The sequence below is a fragment of the Mesorhizobium sp. M7A.F.Ca.MR.148.00.0.0 genome, from assembly GCF_003997735.1.
Lineage (GTDB): Bacteria > Pseudomonadota > Alphaproteobacteria > Rhizobiales > Rhizobiaceae > Mesorhizobium.
This window is the reverse complement of the sequence record NZ_RZTB01000056.1, coordinates 1-17,780: the sequence shown is the minus strand read 5'-3', so window position 1 is coordinate 17,780 and position 17,780 is coordinate 1. Positions and strand designations below refer to the sequence as shown.

Annotated in this window: 15 protein-coding genes; 5 read left to right on the top strand and 10 right to left on the bottom strand. The window is 63.4% G+C overall.

Annotation, left to right across the window (positions count from 1 at the left end; all coding sequences use genetic code 11):
• Window position 1: 1 nt before the first annotated feature.
• Window positions 2-4,792: an NAD-glutamate dehydrogenase gene (locus EOB49_RS20130; protein WP_127382019.1), complete on the bottom strand. Its 4,791-nt coding sequence runs from the start codon at window positions 4,790-4,792 to the stop codon at window positions 2-4.
• 136 nt (window positions 4,793-4,928) lie between these two features.
• On the opposite strand from EOB49_RS20130, the gene EOB49_RS20125 reads away from it, so the two are divergent.
• The gene (locus tag EOB49_RS20125; protein WP_127269517.1) at window positions 4,929-5,492 is read left to right on the top strand and encodes a peroxidase-related enzyme; all 564 of its coding nucleotides are present in this window, start codon (window positions 4,929-4,931) and stop codon (window positions 5,490-5,492) included.
• Window positions 5,493-5,640: 148 nt separating this feature from the next.
• On the opposite strand, the gene EOB49_RS20120 is transcribed toward EOB49_RS20125, so the two are convergent.
• Entirely contained in the window at window positions 5,641-6,252 is a 612-nt protein-coding gene (locus tag EOB49_RS20120; RefSeq protein ID WP_127382018.1) for a LysE family translocator, read from the bottom strand.
• A gap of 395 nt (window positions 6,253-6,647) precedes the next feature.
• On the opposite strand from EOB49_RS20120, the gene EOB49_RS20115 reads away from it, so the two are divergent.
• The gene (locus EOB49_RS20115) at window positions 6,648-7,274 is read left to right on the top strand and encodes a DUF1062 domain-containing protein (RefSeq protein ID WP_127382017.1); all 627 of its coding nucleotides are present in this window, start codon (window positions 6,648-6,650) and stop codon (window positions 7,272-7,274) included.
• A gap of 60 nt (window positions 7,275-7,334) precedes the next feature.
• Here the strand turns inward: EOB49_RS20115 and typA are convergent, their stop codons facing one another.
• Window positions 7,335-9,164 carry a translational GTPase TypA gene (gene typA / locus EOB49_RS20110; RefSeq protein WP_023811726.1) on the bottom strand — a complete coding sequence of 610 codons (1,830 nt, stop codon included), beginning with the start codon at window positions 9,162-9,164 and terminating at the stop codon, window positions 7,335-7,337.
• Between the two features lie 197 nt (window positions 9,165-9,361).
• On the opposite strand from typA, the gene EOB49_RS20105 reads away from it, so the two are divergent.
• On the top strand, window positions 9,362-9,643 hold the full coding sequence (locus EOB49_RS20105; protein WP_245472766.1) for a hypothetical protein: 282 nt from the start codon (window positions 9,362-9,364) through the stop codon (window positions 9,641-9,643).
• An 81-nt stretch (window positions 9,644-9,724) separates the two neighbouring features.
• Here the strand turns inward: EOB49_RS20105 and EOB49_RS20100 are convergent, their stop codons facing one another.
• Together EOB49_RS20100 and EOB49_RS20095 are read right to left on the bottom strand one after the other, a co-directional pair.
• On the bottom strand, window positions 9,725-11,299 hold the full coding sequence (locus EOB49_RS20100) for an alkaline phosphatase (protein WP_127382015.1): 1,575 nt from the start codon (window positions 11,297-11,299) through the stop codon (window positions 9,725-9,727).
• Between the two features lie 134 nt (window positions 11,300-11,433).
• Window positions 11,434-12,717 (bottom strand): MFS transporter, encoded by a 1,284-nt coding sequence (locus EOB49_RS20095; RefSeq protein WP_127329824.1) that lies wholly within the window; start codon window positions 12,715-12,717, stop codon window positions 11,434-11,436.
• Window positions 12,718-12,789: 72 nt separating this feature from the next.
• Here EOB49_RS20095 and EOB49_RS20090 point away from each other — a divergent pair, with 72 nt between their 5' ends.
• Both EOB49_RS20090 and EOB49_RS20085 read left to right on the top strand, forming a co-directional pair.
• Window positions 12,790-13,407: a TetR/AcrR family transcriptional regulator gene (locus EOB49_RS20090; RefSeq protein ID WP_127382014.1), complete on the top strand. Its 618-nt coding sequence runs from the start codon at window positions 12,790-12,792 to the stop codon at window positions 13,405-13,407.
• A 45-nt stretch (window positions 13,408-13,452) separates the two neighbouring features.
• Complete coding sequence (locus EOB49_RS20085) at window positions 13,453-14,046, top strand: hypothetical protein (protein WP_127382013.1); 594 nt, start codon at window positions 13,453-13,455, stop codon at window positions 14,044-14,046.
• A 225-nt stretch (window positions 14,047-14,271) separates the two neighbouring features.
• On the opposite strand, the gene ppa is transcribed toward EOB49_RS20085, so the two are convergent.
• The 5 genes from ppa to EOB49_RS20060 all read right to left on the bottom strand — a co-directional run.
• Window positions 14,272-14,805, bottom strand: a complete 534-nt coding sequence (ppa, locus tag EOB49_RS20080; RefSeq protein ID WP_013528997.1) for an inorganic diphosphatase — start codon at window positions 14,803-14,805, stop codon at window positions 14,272-14,274.
• A gap of 112 nt (window positions 14,806-14,917) precedes the next feature.
• Window positions 14,918-15,424 (bottom strand): GNAT family N-acetyltransferase, encoded by a 507-nt coding sequence (locus EOB49_RS20075; RefSeq protein WP_013528996.1) that lies wholly within the window; start codon window positions 15,422-15,424, stop codon window positions 14,918-14,920.
• Window positions 15,425-15,727: 303 nt separating this feature from the next.
• Window positions 15,728-16,366, bottom strand: coding sequence for a TPM domain-containing protein (locus tag EOB49_RS20070; RefSeq protein WP_127382012.1), 639 nt, complete (start codon window positions 16,364-16,366; stop codon window positions 15,728-15,730).
• 8 nt (window positions 16,367-16,374) lie between these two features.
• Entirely contained in the window at window positions 16,375-17,256 is an 882-nt protein-coding gene (locus tag EOB49_RS20065; protein WP_127382011.1) for a YgcG family protein, read from the bottom strand.
• Between the two features lie 4 nt (window positions 17,257-17,260).
• The coding region (locus EOB49_RS20060; RefSeq protein ID WP_206526123.1) for a TPM domain-containing protein at window positions 17,261-17,780 on the bottom strand (520 nt) is incomplete at its 5' end.

Here is a 17,780-nt window from a genome sequence, read left to right as displayed (position 1 = left end):
TTCACATCCCCGTCAGATCGCTCATCAGCCCCGACGCCACCGACAGCCGCGACACGGTGATGTCGCCGCCCTCGGTCAGCGCCTGCAGCCGCTCGCGGATGCGCGCCACCCGCTCGCCACCGGCGTCCAGCCAGGCCGCCACCGGGTCCGCCGTCCCGGCGTGGCCTGTCAGTGCTGCGACCGCGATGCCGCGCCGTGCGCCGCCGATCGTGTCGGTGGCGCGCGACAGTGCAAGCTGATCATAGTAGTCCGAAGGCGTGATCGAGCGTGCGGCGTCCTCGACACGCGGGATGCGGAAGGCATCGCTGACGGCGAAGAACGCCTTGGCCGCGGCGACGATATCGGCGCCGGCGGTGCGCGCCGTCAGCGCGATGTCGGGGATGAGTTCCGCCACCTCGCTGAGCGCCAGTTGCCCGGCCAGCCCTTCCGGCGCGCCGCTCTTGAACAGCCCGTGCCGCTTCTCCTCGATACGCTCGCGCGAGAAAGCCGGCAGCAGCGAAACGAGCTTGGGTTCCAGCGCCTTGCGTGCTTCCTGCAACTCCGCGATGCGCTGGCCGAGGGGTGCCGTGCCGGCATCGTTCTTGAGATACCAGCCGCTGGTCACGTAGATCAGCCGGCTGACCATCTGATAGAGATCGAGTTGCACCTGGCCGTCGATCTGGTTGTCGAGCGCGTCGATCTCGCGATAGAGCGCCGACAGCGCAAAACCGTCGCGCACCAAGGCGAAGGTCCGCACCACGTCGGCGGCGGTGCGCCCCGTGGCTTCCTGCAGCCGGTTGACGAAGGATGGGCCGCCGCGATTGACCAGATCGTTGGCGACGACCCGCGTGATGATCTCGCGGCGCAGCCTGTGGCCATGGATCTCTGTGGCGTATTTCTTCGCCATCCGGTCGGGAAAATAGCCCATCAGGTCGCGATCGAAATGCGCGTCATCCGGCACGTCGCTGGCGACGATGTCGGAAAACAGCACGATCTTGGCATAGGCGAGCAGCACGCCGAGTTCGGCTCTCGTCAGCGGTTCGCCGCGCGCTTCGCGCTCGGCAAGCGCTGCCGGCGACGGCAGCGTCTCCACAGTGCGGTCGAGCAGGCCGCGCGCCTCCAGCGCCGTCATGAAACGGCTCTGATGCGCGATGTCGGCTAGGCCGCGCTTGCGGGCGATCGAAAGCGCCAGCGTCTGCTGGTAGTTGTTGGACAGCACCAGCGAGCCGACCTCGTCGGTCATCTCGGCGAGCAGCTTGTTGCGTGCCGGGCGGGTCAACGACCCCTTGCGCATGGCGGACGCCAGCGCGATCTTGATGTTGACCTCGACGTCGGAACAGTTGACGCCGCCCGAATTGTCGATGGCGTCGGAATTGCAGCGGCCGCCATTCAGGCCGAACTCGATGCGCGCCCGCTGCGTGACGCCGAGATTGGCGCCCTCGCCGATCACTTTCGCCCGGACATCGAGCGCGGTGATGCGAATGGCATCGTTGGCGCGGTCGCCGACCTCGGCATTGGTCTCTGTCGATGATCGCAAATAGGTGCCGATGCCGCCGAACCACAGGAGATCGACCGGAGCCTTGAGGATAGCGGTCATGATCTCGACCGGCGTGGCGGTGGTCTTTGCCAGGCCGATCGCCGCCGCGGCTGCTGCCGGCAAGGTGATCGATTTCTGGTTGCGCGAGACGATGATGCCGCCTTCCGACAGTTTCGTCTTGTCATAGTCCTGCCAGCTCGAACGCGGCAGCGCGAACATGCGCTCGCGCTCGGCCATCGAGGCTGCCATGTCGGGATCGGGGTCGATGAAGATGTCGCGATGGTCGAAGGCGGCGATCAGCCGGGTTTTCGGCGACAAAAGCATGCCGTTGCCGAACACGTCGCCCGACATGTCGCCAACCCCGACGACCGTGAAGGACGAGGTCTGGATATCGCGGTTGATCTCGCGGAAATGCCGCTTGACCGCTTCCCAGGCGCCCTTGGCGGTGATGCCCATCTTTTTGTGGTCATAGCCGGCCGAGCCGCCGCTGGCGAAGGCGTCGTCGAGCCAGAAGCCGTGCTTCTCCGAGATCGCGTTGGCGGTGTCGGAGAAGGTCGCCGTGCCCTTGTCGGCGGCAACGACGAAATACGGATCGTCCGGGTCGCGTCTGATGACGCCGGCCGGCGGGATGACACCGTCGAGACCGATATTGTCGGTGATCGACAGCAGGCTGGAGACGAAATTCTTGTAGGCTGAGGTGCCGGCCTCGAAGATCGCGTCGCGACCGGCGCTCATCGGCAGCTTCTTCGGATAGAAGCCGCCCTTGGCCCCCACCGGCACGATGACGGCATTCTTGACCTGCTGTGCCTTGACCAGGCCGAGCACCTCGGTGCGGTAGTCCTGGGCGCGGTCGGACCAGCGCAGGCCGCCGCGCGCCACCGGACCGAAGCGCAGATGCAGGCCTTCGACCTCGGAACCGTAGACGAAGATCTCTCGCCACGGCCGCGGCGCCGGCAAACCCTCGACCGCGTGCGAATCGAGTTTGATCGCCAGCGACTGGCCTTTCTCTTTCGTATCGGCAACGAAATGATTGGTGCGCAGCGAGGCTTCGATCAGATTGAGATAGCGCCGGATGATGGTGTCGTCATCGATGTTCGGCACATCCTCCAGCGCGTCCTTGATCTTGGCCTTGAGGTGCTTTGCGGCCACCACGCCTTCGGTCTCGGCTGTCGGGCCAAGCCGGGCGATGAACAGCGCATGCAGGCCCCGCGCTATGTCGGGATAGCGATTGAGCGCGGCGGCGATGAAATCCTGGCTTTGCGGGATGCCGACCTGCTGCAGATAGCGGCCATAGGCGCGCAGGATGGTGATCTCGCCTGACCACAAGCCGGCGGTCTGGGCAAGGCCGTTATAGCCGTCATTGTCGACATCGCCTCGCCAGACAGAGAGGAAAGCGTCCTCGAACAGCGCGCCGCCATCAGTCAGGTCGATCGGCTTGCCGTAGCTGTTCTCCAACTCCATGTCATGGATGAAGACCAGGCCGGATTGTTCGTCGCCGACCTCGAAGGTGCGCTCGCTGATGACGCGGAAGCCGATGTTTTCCAGCACCGGCACCCGCCGCGACAGCGCCACCGGGCTGCCATGGTGATAGATTTTCAGCGCCGCCTGATGCGGTTTCTGCTCGGCATGACGATAATAATCGATGGCGATCGGATTGCCGGCGCTGATCTTGGCAATGCGCCTGGCATCGGCCAGCGCCACCGCCGCGCTGAACGAATCGCGGTAGCTTTCCGGCAGCCGCGCGGCAATCGCCTTCAAAGCCTGGTCGCCGCCACTGGCCTCGGCCGCATCGGAAAGGGCGTCCTCCCAGGTACGCACGATGTCGCGGATCGCCGCCTCTATCGTCGCTTGCTCGACCTTCGGCGTCTTGCCGCCGGAGCGGCCGATGATGAAGTGCACGCGCGCCAGCCCGCCCTCGGGAAAGGCCGGGTAGTAGGCCGACAGCCGGCCTTCGAATACGGTCTTCAGATACGAGCCGATCTTCTCGCGCACGACGCTGTCGTAACGGTCGCGCGGCACGAAGACGAGGATCGAGACGAAACGGTCGAACTGGTCGGCGCGCACCAGCGCCCGCACGCGTGGCCGCTCGACCAGGCCCAGAATGGCAGCGGCGTGCTTCCTCAGGATCGGCACCGGCACCTGGAACAATTCGTCGCGCGGATAGCTTTCCAGCACGTTGATCAGCGCCTTGCCGGAGTGATCGTGCCGGTCGAAGCCGGACTTGGCGATGATGGTTTCGGCCTTGGACCTGAGATACGGGATCTTCATCACCGAGCGCGTGTAGGCGGTCGAGGTGAACAGACCGACGATGCGCAATTCGCCCGCGAGCGTGCCCTTGGCGGTGTAGGTCTTGACGCCGATATAGTCGAGATAGATGCGGCGGTGCACGGAAGACTTGGCATTGGCCTTGGTGACGATCAGCGGCTCCGGCCCATGCAGGAAGGCGCGGATCTCCGGCGTCGTCGTCACCGCTTCGGTGCCGCGCCTGAGCACCAGCACGTCGGGGTCGGACAGGATGCCGAGGCCGGGCTTTTCAGCGCGCTCCAGCGTACCGCTTTCTTCGCCGCCGGTGTATTTGAACTCGCGCATGCCAAGGAAGGTGAAATTGTCGTCGCGCAGCCACTCCAGGAAGGCGAGGGCCTCGGCAACGCTCTTCTTGTCGAGCGGCACGGCCGTATAGCGGAATTCCGAGATCGCCTGATCGAGGCGGGCCAGCATTGGCCTCCAGTCGTGAACGGCGGCATGAACCTGGCCGAGGATCTTGCGCAGCCGCTCGCTCAATCCGCTCGCCTGCTCGGATGTCAGCCGCGGGATGTGGACATGGATGACGCTCAGCCGGTCGTGGCTGCCATCGTCCTTGGCGAAATTGCCGTCGCCGAGGATTTCTTCCACGCCGCCCTTGCCGTGGCGCACCACGATAACCGGATGGGTGACCAGGGTCGGTTCGCCCGATGTCTCGGTGATCTCGCCGAGGATGGAATCGAACAGGAACGGCATGTTGTCGTTGACGACTGTGACAACCGTCATCGGGCGGCCGTCTCGCACAACGCCCGAATCGGCATCGACGGCGACGACGCACTCGCCTTTCCTGTGAGTGGCGACTGCCTGGCCGGCGAGATCGGCAGCCCGCTCCAGGTCGGCCACATCGTAGGGAGCAATGTCTTCAGCTGGCGCGCGGGCGAGCAGATAGTCTGCAAGCCTGGCCGGCCTTTCCTCCGCTTTAATCGCTGCCGTGGCTTTTTTCTTCGGCTTGCTCGCGGATTTCACGCTGGCCATGACGCACGTCCCTCCCGTCGAATGCTTTTACGATTATGGTAGCAGATGACCGCTGTTTGGCGACAAAGGTTTGACGGCTTGCCAAGAATTATCGGAATTTGGCGACAAGATGCCGCGCAACGAGGAGAAATGACCCATGACCGGCAAAATCAGCGCGCTTGATCTTGGCCAGGGAGAGCTGAGCGAGGCGACAAAAACCTATTTCGCCAAATGCGAGGAGAAGCTCGGCCTCGTCCCCAACGTGCTCAGGGCCTATGCCTTCGACGACAGAAAGCTGCGCGCCTTCACCGACATGTACAACGATTTGATGCTGGGTGAGTCCGGGCTGACCAAGCTGGAACGCGAGATGATCGCGGTCGCCGTCTCCTCGATCAATCATTGCTACTATTGCCTGACCGCGCATGGCGCGGCGGTGCGCCAGCTCTCCGGCGACCCGCCGCTCGGCGAAATGATGGTGATGAATTTCCGCGCCGCCGATCTTTCGCCCAGGCAGGTGGCAATGCTCGAATTCACCGTCAAGCTGACGCAAGAGCCGGCCAAGATCGTCGAGGCAGACCGGGCCGCGCTGCGTCAGGCCGGCTTCACCGATCGCGACATCTGGGACATCGCCTCGACCGCTGCCTTCTTCAACATGTCGAACCGGGTGGCCGCGGCAATCGACATGCGCCCGAACGACGAATACCACGCCATGGCACGGTGAATTTGCTTTCTTCTCCCCGTTTTACGGGGAGAAGATGCCGGCAGGCAGACGATGGGCGGCACCAACATCCGTGAATGGAGGGCCAACTTTGCGCTGCCCCACCCGACCCTTCGGGCCACCCTCTCCCCGTAAACGGGGCGAGGGAACGTCACCGAGCAGCGATCGCCGCCGCGGCGCCGGCCATCGTCGTCGCGCTGACGCGGTTGGCGATCTTCATGGCGCGTTTGCTCTTCAAAAGCTTGCGCGCCTGTGATGCGGCGAGCACCCAGCCGAGATCGATGGCGACCAGCACCACGGCCATGGTCGCCGTCAGCTCGACCCAGCCGACGATGCTGACCGAAGCGAGGTCGATGATGGTCGGCAGCAGCGCCAGGTAGAACATCATGATCTTGGGATTGCCAAGCGTCACCGCCATGCCGGCGAAGAACAGCTTTGCCGGAGAATCCTCGCGCGGCATCTCGCCCTCTTTTGCATCGACAGGCGCGGTCCACATTTTCCAGGCGAGGTAAGCGAGATAGGCGACGCCGACCCATTTCACCACGACGAAGGCGAAATGGAAGGTCTGCGCCACGACAGCCAGGCCGAACACCGCCAGCGACAGCCAGATGCCCTCGCCGATCCACATGGCGAGCAGGAACGGGAACACGTCGCGAAACCCTTTCGAGATGACACGCGCGACAAGCGCCGCGATCGATGGACCGGGCGAACCCGCGGCAACGAACAGAGCGGCGGCGAAAATCAGGAGCGAGGTGGGGTGCATAACCGGGTCTCTGGTTGAAAACCTTCGATTTCGGATATTAGCGCAAGTGGCTCGGCTGCGGTAGCACCGACAAAAGACCCTTGCCCGTCCGGCATGTCGCGGCTAGAAAGGCCGCCGCGAAACAATTTTGAGCGTCACTTTGCCTACGTAACCGCCGGTCTCGTCAACTCCCCCGACACACAGCATGACATCGCATTCGCGGTGGTCTGTTTTCATTTTCATGTGTTCTTCTGGGCGGCGGTTCGAGACCGGTTTGGCACTGCTGAACCGTTGTTGCGCGCTGCCGCCCGTGACATCCGATTTCCGATCATAGCAAGCGACCGCCACGCCGCGCCCGCATGGGCATCTCGACATCGCCGGCCTGATGAACTTCCCGACGGGAAGGGCTTATCGGCATGTCTGGACTCCAGCGTATCCACTGGGCAATCGCGCCCAAGACCGCACCTCGGCCGCTCATCAGCTGCAGTCGTTGCGGCACTGTGAAGGCCCATTGCAGCAGCGGGAAATTCCGCGTCAACGCCAACGGCAAACGCATCGACGTGTGGCTGATCTATCGCTGCATCGACTGCGACAACTCCTGGAATTTCGGCATTTTCGAGCGCTGCAACCGCCGCGACATCGACCCGACGCTGCTGGCGGCGCTCGAACGCAACGATCCTGCACTCGCTCACCGTCATGCCTTCGATGTAATCGCGTTGCGCAACCGGATCGGGCGCGTCGAGGAGTTCTCCGATGTCAGCATTCACAAGCGCAGGCTCGGCGACACCGGGGAAGCCGCGACCGTGTTGGAGATCCAGCTTGGACCGGAAATGCCGACATCGCTGCGACTCGACCGGCTGCTCGCTGGCGAACTCGGCATCTCGCGATCACGGCTTCAGGCGCTGGAGGAGAGGCGGCTGCTCATCGTTGACCCGGATGGCGCAAAGGCCCTGCGCAAGCCTACCCGCGCGGGAATCGCGATCCGCATCGATCTGGCCGGCGAGGCCGATCGGCAGGCCGTCATCTCGGCTGCCGGTGGATGAACGAAAAAGGGGCGGAACACTGGTTGCTCCGCCCCTCTCGATTGTCGGAAAATTGAGAGCTTACGCCGCGCCGACCACCTTGGACGACTTCTCGAACCGCTTGCGCTCGTTCGGATCGAGATAGAGCTTGCGCAGCCGAATGGTCTTCGGCGTCACTTCGACCAGTTCATCGTCCTGGATCCAGGCCAGCGCGCGTTCCAGCGTCATGCGGATCGGCGGCGTCAGCTTGACCGCCTCGTCCTTGCCGGCGGCACGGATGTTGGTCAGCTTCTTGCCCTTGAGCACGTTCACTTCAAGATCATTGTCGCGGCTATGGATGCCGATGATCATGCCCTGATATACCTTGACGCCCGGATCGATGACCATCGGGCCGCGATCTTCCAGGTTCCACATGGCGTAGGCGACCGATTCGCCCTGTTCGTTGGAAATCAGCACGCCATTGGTGCGGCCCGGCAGCTCGCCCTTGTAGGGCTCATAGGCGTGGAAGAGCCGGTTCATCACGGCGGTGCCGCGCGTGTCGGTCAAAAGCTCCGACTGGTAGCCGATCAGGCCACGGGTCGGCGCGTGGAAGACGATGCGTTGGCGGTTGCCGCCGGACGGGCGCAGTTCGACCATCTCGGCCTTGCGCTCGGACATCTTCTGCACGACGACGCCGGCATGCTCCTCATCGACGTCGATGACGACTTCTTCGACCGGCTCCAGCAATTCGCCGTTCTCGCCCTTCTGCATGACGACGCGCGGACGCGACACGGCGATTTCAAAGCCTTCGCGGCGCATCGTCTCGATCAGCACGGCCAGCTGCAATTCGCCGCGGCCGGAGACGAAGAACGAATCCTTGTCGGGCGATTCCTCGATCTTCAGCGCGACATTGCCTTCGGCTTCGCGCAGCAGGCGGTCGCGGATGACGCGGCTGGTCACCTTGTCGCCTTCGGTGCCGGCCAACGGACTGTCGTTGACCAGGAACGACATCGTCACGGTGGGCGGATCGATCGGCTGCGCATGCAGCGGTTCGCTCACGCTCGGGTCGCAGAACGTGTCGGCGACGGTGCCCTTCGACAGGCCGGCAATGGCGACGATGTCGCCCGCCTGCGCTTCTTCGATCGGCTGGCGCTCGAGGCCGCGGAAGGCCAGGATCTTCGAAATACGGCCGGTTTCGATCTGGGTGCCGTCATGGTGCAGCACCTTGACCGGCTGGTTGGCCTTCAGCGTGCCGCTCTCGATACGGCCGGTGATGATGCGGCCGAGGAACGGATTGGCTTCCAGGATGGTGCCGATCATGCGGAACGGGCCGGGATGAACGGTCGGCTCCGGCACATGCTTGATGACGAGGTCGAACAGCGGCCCCAGCTGCTGGTCCTTGGGTCCTTCCGGATTTTCCGAAACCCAGCCATCGCGGCCTGAACCGTACAGAATCGGGAAGTCGAGCTGCTCGTCGGTGGCGTCGAGCGCCGCGAAAAGGTCGAACACCTCGTTGACCACCTCGACGTGACGGGCGTCCGGACGGTCGATCTTGTTGATGACGACGATCGGCTTCAGGCCGACCTTGAGCGCCTTGCCGACGACGAACTTGGTTTGCGGCATCGGCCCTTCGGCGGCATCGACCAGCACGATGGCTGAATCCACCATCGACAGGATGCGCTCGACCTCGCCGCCAAAATCGGCGTGGCCGGGGGTGTCGACGATGTTGATGCGGGTATCCTTCCAGTCGACCGAAGTCGCTTTGGCCAGGATGGTGATGCCGCGTTCCTTTTCGAGGTCGTTGGAATCCATGGCGCGCTCGGCGACGCGCTGATTGTCTCGGAAGGAGCCGGACTGCTTCAAAAGCTGGTCGACCAGGGTGGTCTTTCCATGGTCGACGTGCGCGATGATCGCGATATTACGGATTTTCATGTTCTGGTCTCGGAAGCGTTGCAGGCAGCAGGCCAAAAGGCGCTGCCTCTTTCGGTTGCGCGGCTCATACAGGGTTTTTCGCAGTTGCGAAAGAGGAGGAGCGTCACCAAATACTCATCAAATCTTAAGCATCTGCGTGTGAGATGATTTTGTTAACCAAGGCGGGAACCCTTTGGGGCCCGGGCAGTTCAAACGTCATGACCGATAAACTCAACCGATTCTGGCCGCTCATCGCGTCCGTTGCCTTCGCGGTCCTGCTGGCGGCCAACGCCGCGCAGTCGGCCGGGACGATGAAGGAATCACGGCCTGCCTTGCCGTCAGAGGCACAGTCGGCCGAGCAGATTTTCGCCGACGCACCAGACGGCGTCGACCCGATGGTGACCGGCCCGGTCAGCGCCGCCTTCAAGCAGCGCCAGGACGCCGCCAACTGCGACAGCGCCGTCTGGCCGAATATCCCCATGGTCTGCTACCCGGACTAGTCAAGCGCTTCACCCTCGCCAGCTTCGCTTTGCGAAGCCGCCGCCGACCTTCCCCACAAGGGGGAGGGTTGAGAAGCGCGCTTACGCCGACCGCACCGGGTCGAGCGTCACCTTGTAGAGTTCGTTGTCGTCGCGATCCATCAGCCGCACCGTCATCTGCTCGCTGGCGCCTGAAATATCGACGAGCCCGAAGAATTGCAGCCCGGCCGAGGGCGGCAGGTTCTGTCCCTGTTCGGCGGTCGGCGCCTTGATGAACTTCAGCTCCGGACCGAACGTCATGTCGAAATCGTTGGGACCGAACGTGCCGGCATGGATCGGACCCGAGACGAATTCCCAGAACGGATTGAACTCCTGGAACTGCGCCTTGTCCGGGTTGTAATAATGCGCGGCCGTGTAATGGACATCTGCGGTGAGCCAGACGGTGTTGCTGATGCCGGCATTCTTTATGAAGCGCAGCAGGTCGGCGATCTCGAGCTCGCGCCCTTTTGGCAAGCCATTGTCGCCATTGCTGACCGCTTCGGCGCCAACCTTCTTGGTGCCGTCGTCCCAGACGACGAGGCCGAGCGGCATGTCGGCGGCGATGATTTTCCAGGTCGCCTTCGAATTCGCCAGTTCGCGCTTCAGCCATTTCGTCTGCTGCTCGCCGAGCATGCGCGATTGCGGCGTCATCTCATCCTGCATGTCGGGACCATTGGGGCCGCGATAGGAGCGCATGTCGAGGAAGAACACGTCGAGCAGCGGCCCATAAGCGATCTTGCGATAGACGCGGCCGGGCTCGGACGGTTCGTAGCGGATCGTCGTCATCTCGTGGAAAGCCCGCGCCGCGCGGGCCGCCAGCACGTGGATGGATTTTTCCGTGTAGCGGTTGTCGGCGCTGAGGTCCTTCGAATCCGACCAATTGTTCAGCACTTCGTGGTCGTCCCACTGGTAGAAGGTCGGGCAGATGGCGCTCAGGCCGAGCACGTTCCTGTCCATCATGTTGTATTTCCACTGGTCCCGGTACTCGTCCAGCGTTTCGGCGACCTTGCGCTTGCCGTCGATCAGCACGACGTTCTTCCACTTGCCGCCGCCGGGCAGGTCGACATCGTCCTTCATGGCGCCGTCGGCATAAATGGTGTCGCCCGAATGCAGGAAGAAGTCGGGCGTGTGCTTGCCGATCGTGGCGTAGGTCTTCATGCCGGTCTCATCGATGCCCCAGCCCTGGCCGGCGGTGTCGCCGGACCAGGCAAAGCGGATGTCGCGCTTCGAGGCTGGCGCCGTCCTGAAACGGCCGGTGATCGGCTCCGAAACGGCGTTGATGTCGGCGAGATCGGCCGATGTCATGCGGTAGAAGATATCCTGGTCCGAAGCGAGGTCGGTGAGCAGCCGCTTGACCGTGTAATCGCTGGCCGGCGACGTATCGAGCGGCGCCAGGCGGGTCGCATTGGTGAAATTCTCCGTCGACGACACTTCGAACATGACGCGCGACGGTCGGTCGGTGCGCGTCCACACCACGCCGCTGGTGGCGTCGACATCTCCCGACTGGACGCCATGGGTGAAGGAAGGCCGCTGGTTGGCGCGCGAATAATAGGGTAGCGCCAGGCCGGAAACGCCGGCCAGGCCAACGGCACCGGCGGAAGTGACGAAAGCACGGCGGGTCATCGAAAGCTTGTTCACGGCTGTCTCCTGGATGGCTTGAACGGTGCCACCAAAATCCAGCGTCAATGTTTCAGGCGCATCTCGGGATGATGAAGGTTTGATAACAATGAACAGGGTAATCTCCCCCTCTCGGGGGGAGATTAGCGTCGCGCCTAAGCCGCTTGCGGCTCCGGATCGAACGCCGGCTTGCTGGTGTTGATCAGCAGCGAGATACAGGCGGCGGCGATTGCCGTCATGCCGGCGATCAGGAACGCCAGTTCGTAATTGCCCTGCAACTCGCGCATGGTGCCGCCAAAGGCGGCGGCAGCGGCCGCACCGATCTGGTGTCCGGCGACGATCCAGCCGAACACGATCGGCCCGCTGCGATCGCCGAACGCCTCGTTGGCGAGCCGCAGCGTCGGCGGCACGGTGGCGATCCAGTCGAGGCCGTAGAGCACAGCGAAGATGATCAGGCTGGTCGCCGAGAAGCCAGAATACGGCAGATAGATCAGCGACAGGCCACGAATGCCATAATAGACGCCGAGCAGCTTGCGCGGATCGAAGCGATCGGTGAGCCAGCCCGACAACGTCGTGCCGATCAGGTCGAAGATGCCCATCATCGACAGCAGGCCGGCGGCCTGCACTTCGCCGATGCCCATGTCGCCGCAGAACGCGATCAGATGCGTGCCGACCAGCCCGTTGGTGGTGAAGCCGCAGACGAAGAAGGTGGCGAACAGATACCAGAACACCCGCGTGCCGGCGGCACGGCGCAGCGTCGAGAACGTATGCGCAAGAAAATTGCCCTGTGACGCAGGCGGAGTGGGTGGCACGTCGTCAGCCTCGGCGCCGTAGCGCACCATGCCGATCGATGCCGGCCGCTCCGGCACCAGCAGCCAGACCAGCGGTATCAGGGCAGCGGTCGCGATCGCGACCGCAATGACTACCGGCTGCCAGCCGCCCGACTGCGCCAGCGCGGCGATCAGCGGCAGGAACACCAGCATGCCCGAGGCGCTGGAGGCCGACATCAATCCCATGACAAGGCCACGATTGGTCTTGAACCACCGGTTGACGATGGTCGCGCCGAGCACGCTGGCGACAGCACCGGAACCAATGCCCGAGAACACGCCCCAGGTGATGAACAGATGCCACGGCTTGGTCATCAGCAGGCTGAGCGCGGTCGAGCCCGACATCACCACCAGCGAGGCCAGCAGCGTGCGGCGAAGCCCGATGCGCTCCATCAGGGCTGCGGCAAATGGCCCTGTCAGGCCGTAAAGCAGGATGCCGACACCGGCGGCCAGCGAGATGATGTCGCGCCGCCAGCCGAAACTGTTCTCCAGCGGCAGCATCATGACGGAGGGTGCGGAGCGCAGGCCAGCCGCGACCAGCAGGCTAAGGAAGATCACGCCGACCACGACGAAAGCGTAGCGCTGGCCAAAGGGGCGGGATTGAGCTATCATGTTACTGACCGGTACGTTGCAGGCGGAGTATGTATACGTACCGATCGGTAACATTGTCAATCGAGCCACACGATGCCAACCGACAAAAATATTGATCTGACCATCAGCGACGATCATGCGTCGGCGCCGCCGAAAGCAGCCAAGAAGATCCTCGATGTGGCTTATGACCTGTTCTACCGGCGCGGTATCAGGGCGATCGGCGTCGACGAGATCGTCAAACGTGCCGGCGTCACAAAGCCCAGCCTCTATCGCAGCTTTCCGTCCAAGGATGAACTGGCCGCCTCCTATCTCAGGCAGTACGATCTTGAATATTGGGAGCGTTTCGACGAGGCGGTTGCCGCTCATCCCGGCGACCCGCGCGCACAGATCAAGGTTTTCCTGACCCGCATCGGCAAGCGCACGCAAGTGGCGGACTATCGCGGCTGCGGCATGACCAACGCGGCGGTCGAATATCCCGACCACAGCCATCCGGCCCGTGTGGTCAGCGAGGCCAACAAGCAGGAATTGCGCCGCCGCCTGCGCGCCATGGCGGTTGCGATGGGCGCGCAAGACCCTGACACGCTCGGCGACGGCCTGCTGCTGCTGATCGAAGGCGCCTATATCAGTGGCCAGCTGTTCGGGCTCGGCGGCCCGGCGCAAGCGGTCGCCCGCAACGCCGACCTGCTGATTGAAGCGAGCTTGAAGAAATAACGTGCGGCGCTACGCTGCGGCAGCTTGCAACGGAGATTGACCGCCATGCGTGCCATTCTGATCCCGCTTGTTCTGGTCGGTCTGGGTCAGGCTGCGCAAGCCGACGGCATTTCCAGCGCCTACACCGATCTGGATTCGAAAAAGGATTGCGTGACCTACGCGCAGGCCGAGGAAGGCGACGGCGACTGGGCCGAACTCGCCTGTTCGGGCTATCGCGGCTATCCCGTACTGATAGCCTATGACGATGCCCGTGAATCGCTGTTCTACGGCTTTCCCCCCGGCGGCGACATGACGACGGTCTGGGAGAGCTTTTCCGGTTTCAATTCGTCTGGAGCCAAGATCGAATGGCGCATCGAAACCACCGGCGACAAGGCTGTGCCCTATGCAGCCATCCATCGCCGCTCGATCAGCAATCCCGAGGACGAGAAAAAGCCGACCGAGGTGCTGCTCGTCGCCAAGGTCGGCCAGATGGACGCCCGCGACGGCTGCACCGTCGGCCTGGTGCTGGCCACCGGCAATCCCACCGCCAACGATCAGGCGCGCAAGCTTGCCGACGACAAGGCGCGGACCTTCGCCTGCGGCAAGGACAGGCGCACCGTCATCGGCAACGTGCCGGCTTTCGGCCGGGTGGATAACTGAGCACGGCGGAGATTGGGCATCGCACCCGTAGCTTCGTCATCCACGGGCGGAGCAAGGAGCGTAGCGACGCAGCGCAGACCCGAGGATCCATGCCGCGACATCAACACCGCCGCGGCGGTGCAGAATTCCGTTCCGCCGCACACGTCGCCTGGCGTCACGGCATGGATACCAGGGTCTCCGCGACGCCGCTTTGCGGCTGCTCCGCCCTGGTATGACGAAGTTGGGCTACTTGCTCGCCTTGGCCCGCTCGATCGCGTCGACGATCATCTTCTTGGCATATTTGGAATCGTGCCAGCCTTCGATCTTGACCCATTTGCCGGGCTCGAGATCCTTGTAGTGCTCGAAGAAGTGCTGCACCTGCTGGCGCGTGATGTCGGGCAGCTGGGTGTATTCGGTGACGTTCTCGTAGCGCAGCGTCAGTTTCGGCGACGGCACGGCAATGATCTTCTCATCCTGGCCGGCATTGTCTTCCATGATCAGCACGCCGATCGGCCTGACGTTGATGACGCAGCCCGGCACCAGGGCGCGCGTGTTGCAGACCAGCACGTCGATCGGATCGCCGTCGCCTGACAGCGTGTGCGGCACGAAGCCGTAATTGCCGGGGTAGCGCATCGAGGTGTGCAGGAAGCGGTCGACGAACAGCGTGCCGGCTTCCTTGTCCATCTCATACTTGATCGGCTCGCCGCCGATCGGCACCTCGATGATGACGTTGACGTCCTCAGGCGGGTTCTTTCCGCTGGCTATGGCTTCAATGCGCATGGCTTAAATCCCTCTCTCGATGGACGATCGATAGCGGGCGGCGCGTCATGGTGCAATGCGGCGAATGGTGCTGGCTGAAATCGGGAGACGCAATGGCCGAAGGGCCGGGCTGTCATTCCCAGACGAAAGCGACCTTCTTGAGCGCCTTCTGCTCGAAGATCTCGACGCCTTCCGCAACATCGCGGCCGCCGGCGCCGGCATAGAAGGCGAGTGCGTTCTGGTTGTCTTCCAGCGCCCACACGACCATGCCTTTCAGCCCGTGATCGGCCAACCGCGCCTTGGCTGCCGAAAACAGGCGGCTGCCGAGCCCGATGCCCTGATATTCCGGCCGCAGGTACAATTCGTAGATTTCGCCTTGCTGCCTGAGTTCACGGGCGCGGTTCTTGCCGATCGTCGCATAGCCGGCGATCTTTCCGCCGATCTCGACCACCAGAACAGTGGCGGCGCGGCGAATCGCATTCGCCCACCAGTCGGCACCTCGACGGTTGATCATCGATGTCAGGGTGCGATGCGGAATGATGCCGGAATAGGCGCCGCGCCAGGCCTCCAGATGCACCTCGGCGATGGCACTGGCATCGCGCGGGTCGGCTTTCCGGATGTCGATCGTCAGCGTATTCATGATTTGTTAACCATAAACCCGCATCGCCCGATTGCAAGAGTCCCGGCGGCCCGCCGGCTGCTTTCTCACAGGCGATCATGACACTGATGACATCGGGCAAGCCTGCTTGAAAACGCGTTCAGCCGAGGCGGATGCCGTGGCTTTCGAGAACCGGAGCGGAGCCTACTTTTGTACGTGAGCACCGGCCTACGCCGGCCGAAGCCTGCCTGCCAAGGCCGCTCATGAGTGAGTGCTTCGGTCGAAGGCCGGAAGCGCAGAAAACCGCGTCAGGCGTCCGGCTGAGTAGCGTTTGCGGGCGGGCTTTCAGATTTCGACCAGATGGTCGTCAAGTTCGTTGCTGTCGCCCACTGTGACCGGGAAATGCTCGGCCAGCACCGCACCCACCTGCTCGATCGCCTTGACGAAGCCATCGGCAAGCCGGTCGTCGCCGGCATGCGCGGTAAGGTCGCGCACGACACCGTCCCAGACATGCTGGCCGACCTTGGCGTCGATGCCCGAATCGGCAACCACTTCGGCATAGCGCTCAGCGATCGAGACGAAGACCAGTACGCCGGTGCGCGCCGTGGTGCGGTGGACGTTGCGGGCAAGGAACTGCTTGATCGCGTTGGCGTGCGCCGCCTGGTAGCGCAGCCGCCTCGGCACCAGATGGATGCGCAGGCCGGGCAGCGCCCACAACAAGGCCAGCACGCAGGCAAGCGCCAGGAGCTGGGCGAGGACGAAATGCGGCAGCCGGATCGACAGCCACCAGGCCTCCAGACCGTAGCCGACCGCCAGGCTGACGATCAGCATGCACACGGTCGCCATGAAGGCGGCCGGGAAGAAATAGCCGTCGCTGGCATGCGCCACGACGCAGTAGATCTCGCCGTCGGTTTTCTCCTCGGCGGCGCGGATCGTGGTTGCGATTCGCTCATGATCCTGCGGGCTGATTGGTCGTGTTGCCATGATATGTCTCACCAGCTTCCTGAAGAACCGCCACCACCCGATGAGCCGCCGCCACCGGAAAACCCGCCACCGCCGCTTGATCCCGAAGACCAGCCACCACCGGAGCTCCCCGACGACCAGCCGCCCGAAGACGAACCCGTTGTCCAGCCACTGCTGCCCGAGTACCCGCTTGGCCCACGGCCGTAACGAAACGTCATGCCCAGCCATCTGTACACGCCCGGCGACAGCTTCGTGCCGAACATCGGCGGCAGGAACGCCATCGCCAACCCGCCGAAAAACATCGTCGCCCACAGGATCAGGAACACGGCAACGATCGGATCGATGGACGTGCCGTCATCGGCGGGATTGCGCTTGCCTCGCGCTTCCAGTTCTTCGGGATTGCCCTCCAGCACCATGACCATGTCATCGACGGCTTTACTGATGCCGCCGGAGAAGTCCCCGGCGCGGAAGGCCGGCACCATGTCATTTTCGATGATCAGCTTGGTGTGCAGATCGGTCAACGTACCTTCCAACCCATAACCGACCTCGATGCGCATCTTGCGGTCGTTCGGGGCAACCAGCAGCAGCACGCCGTTGTTTTCCTTCGCCTGGCCGAGTTTCCAGAAGCGAAACAGCCGGTTGGCGTAGGGCTCGATCTCCTCGCCATCGAGGCTGGGGATCGTCGCGACGACGATCTGGTCGGAACCTTTTGTCTCGAAATCAGCAAGCTTCCGCGTCAGCGCCGCCTTGGTCGCGGCATCGATGATGCCGGCATTGTCGACAACACGGCCGGTCAGCGCCGGCAGGTCGGCCGCGTAGGACATGACGCAGGAGAACAGCACGACCGCGGCAATCAGGACAGCCGAGGCGAGGCGGTCGCGTTTCGACAGGCTGATGCTGGGTATCGTCATGCCATCACCAGCTTCCCGACGAGCCGCCGCCGCCGGACGAACCGCCGCCGCCGGAAAAGCTTCCACCGCTGCTTGACCCCGAAGACCAGCCGCCGCTGGAACTCCCCGACGACCAGCCGCCACGGGAGGATCGCCGGCTTGGCTCGAAGGTCATGCCGAGCCAGCGGTAGCGGCCGGGACCGAGCTTCTGGCCGAAGATCGGCGGCAAGATGGAGACAGCAAGACTGCCGACCATAATGGTTATCCAGATGCCGATGAACACGGTGAAGAACAGGTCGTCGGACTCGAAGGGCGCCTGCTGGTTGCGCTCGCCGCGCGCCTCCAGTTCCTCCGGATTGCCTTCCAGCACCATGACCATGTCGTCGACGGCTTTGCTGATGCCGCCGGAGAAATCGCCGGCGCGGAACGCCGGCACCATGTCGTTTTCAATGATCAGCTTGGTGTGCAGGTCGGTCAGCGTACCTTCCAGCCCATAACCGACCTCGATGCGCATCTTGCGGTCGTTCGGGGCAACCAGCAGGAGC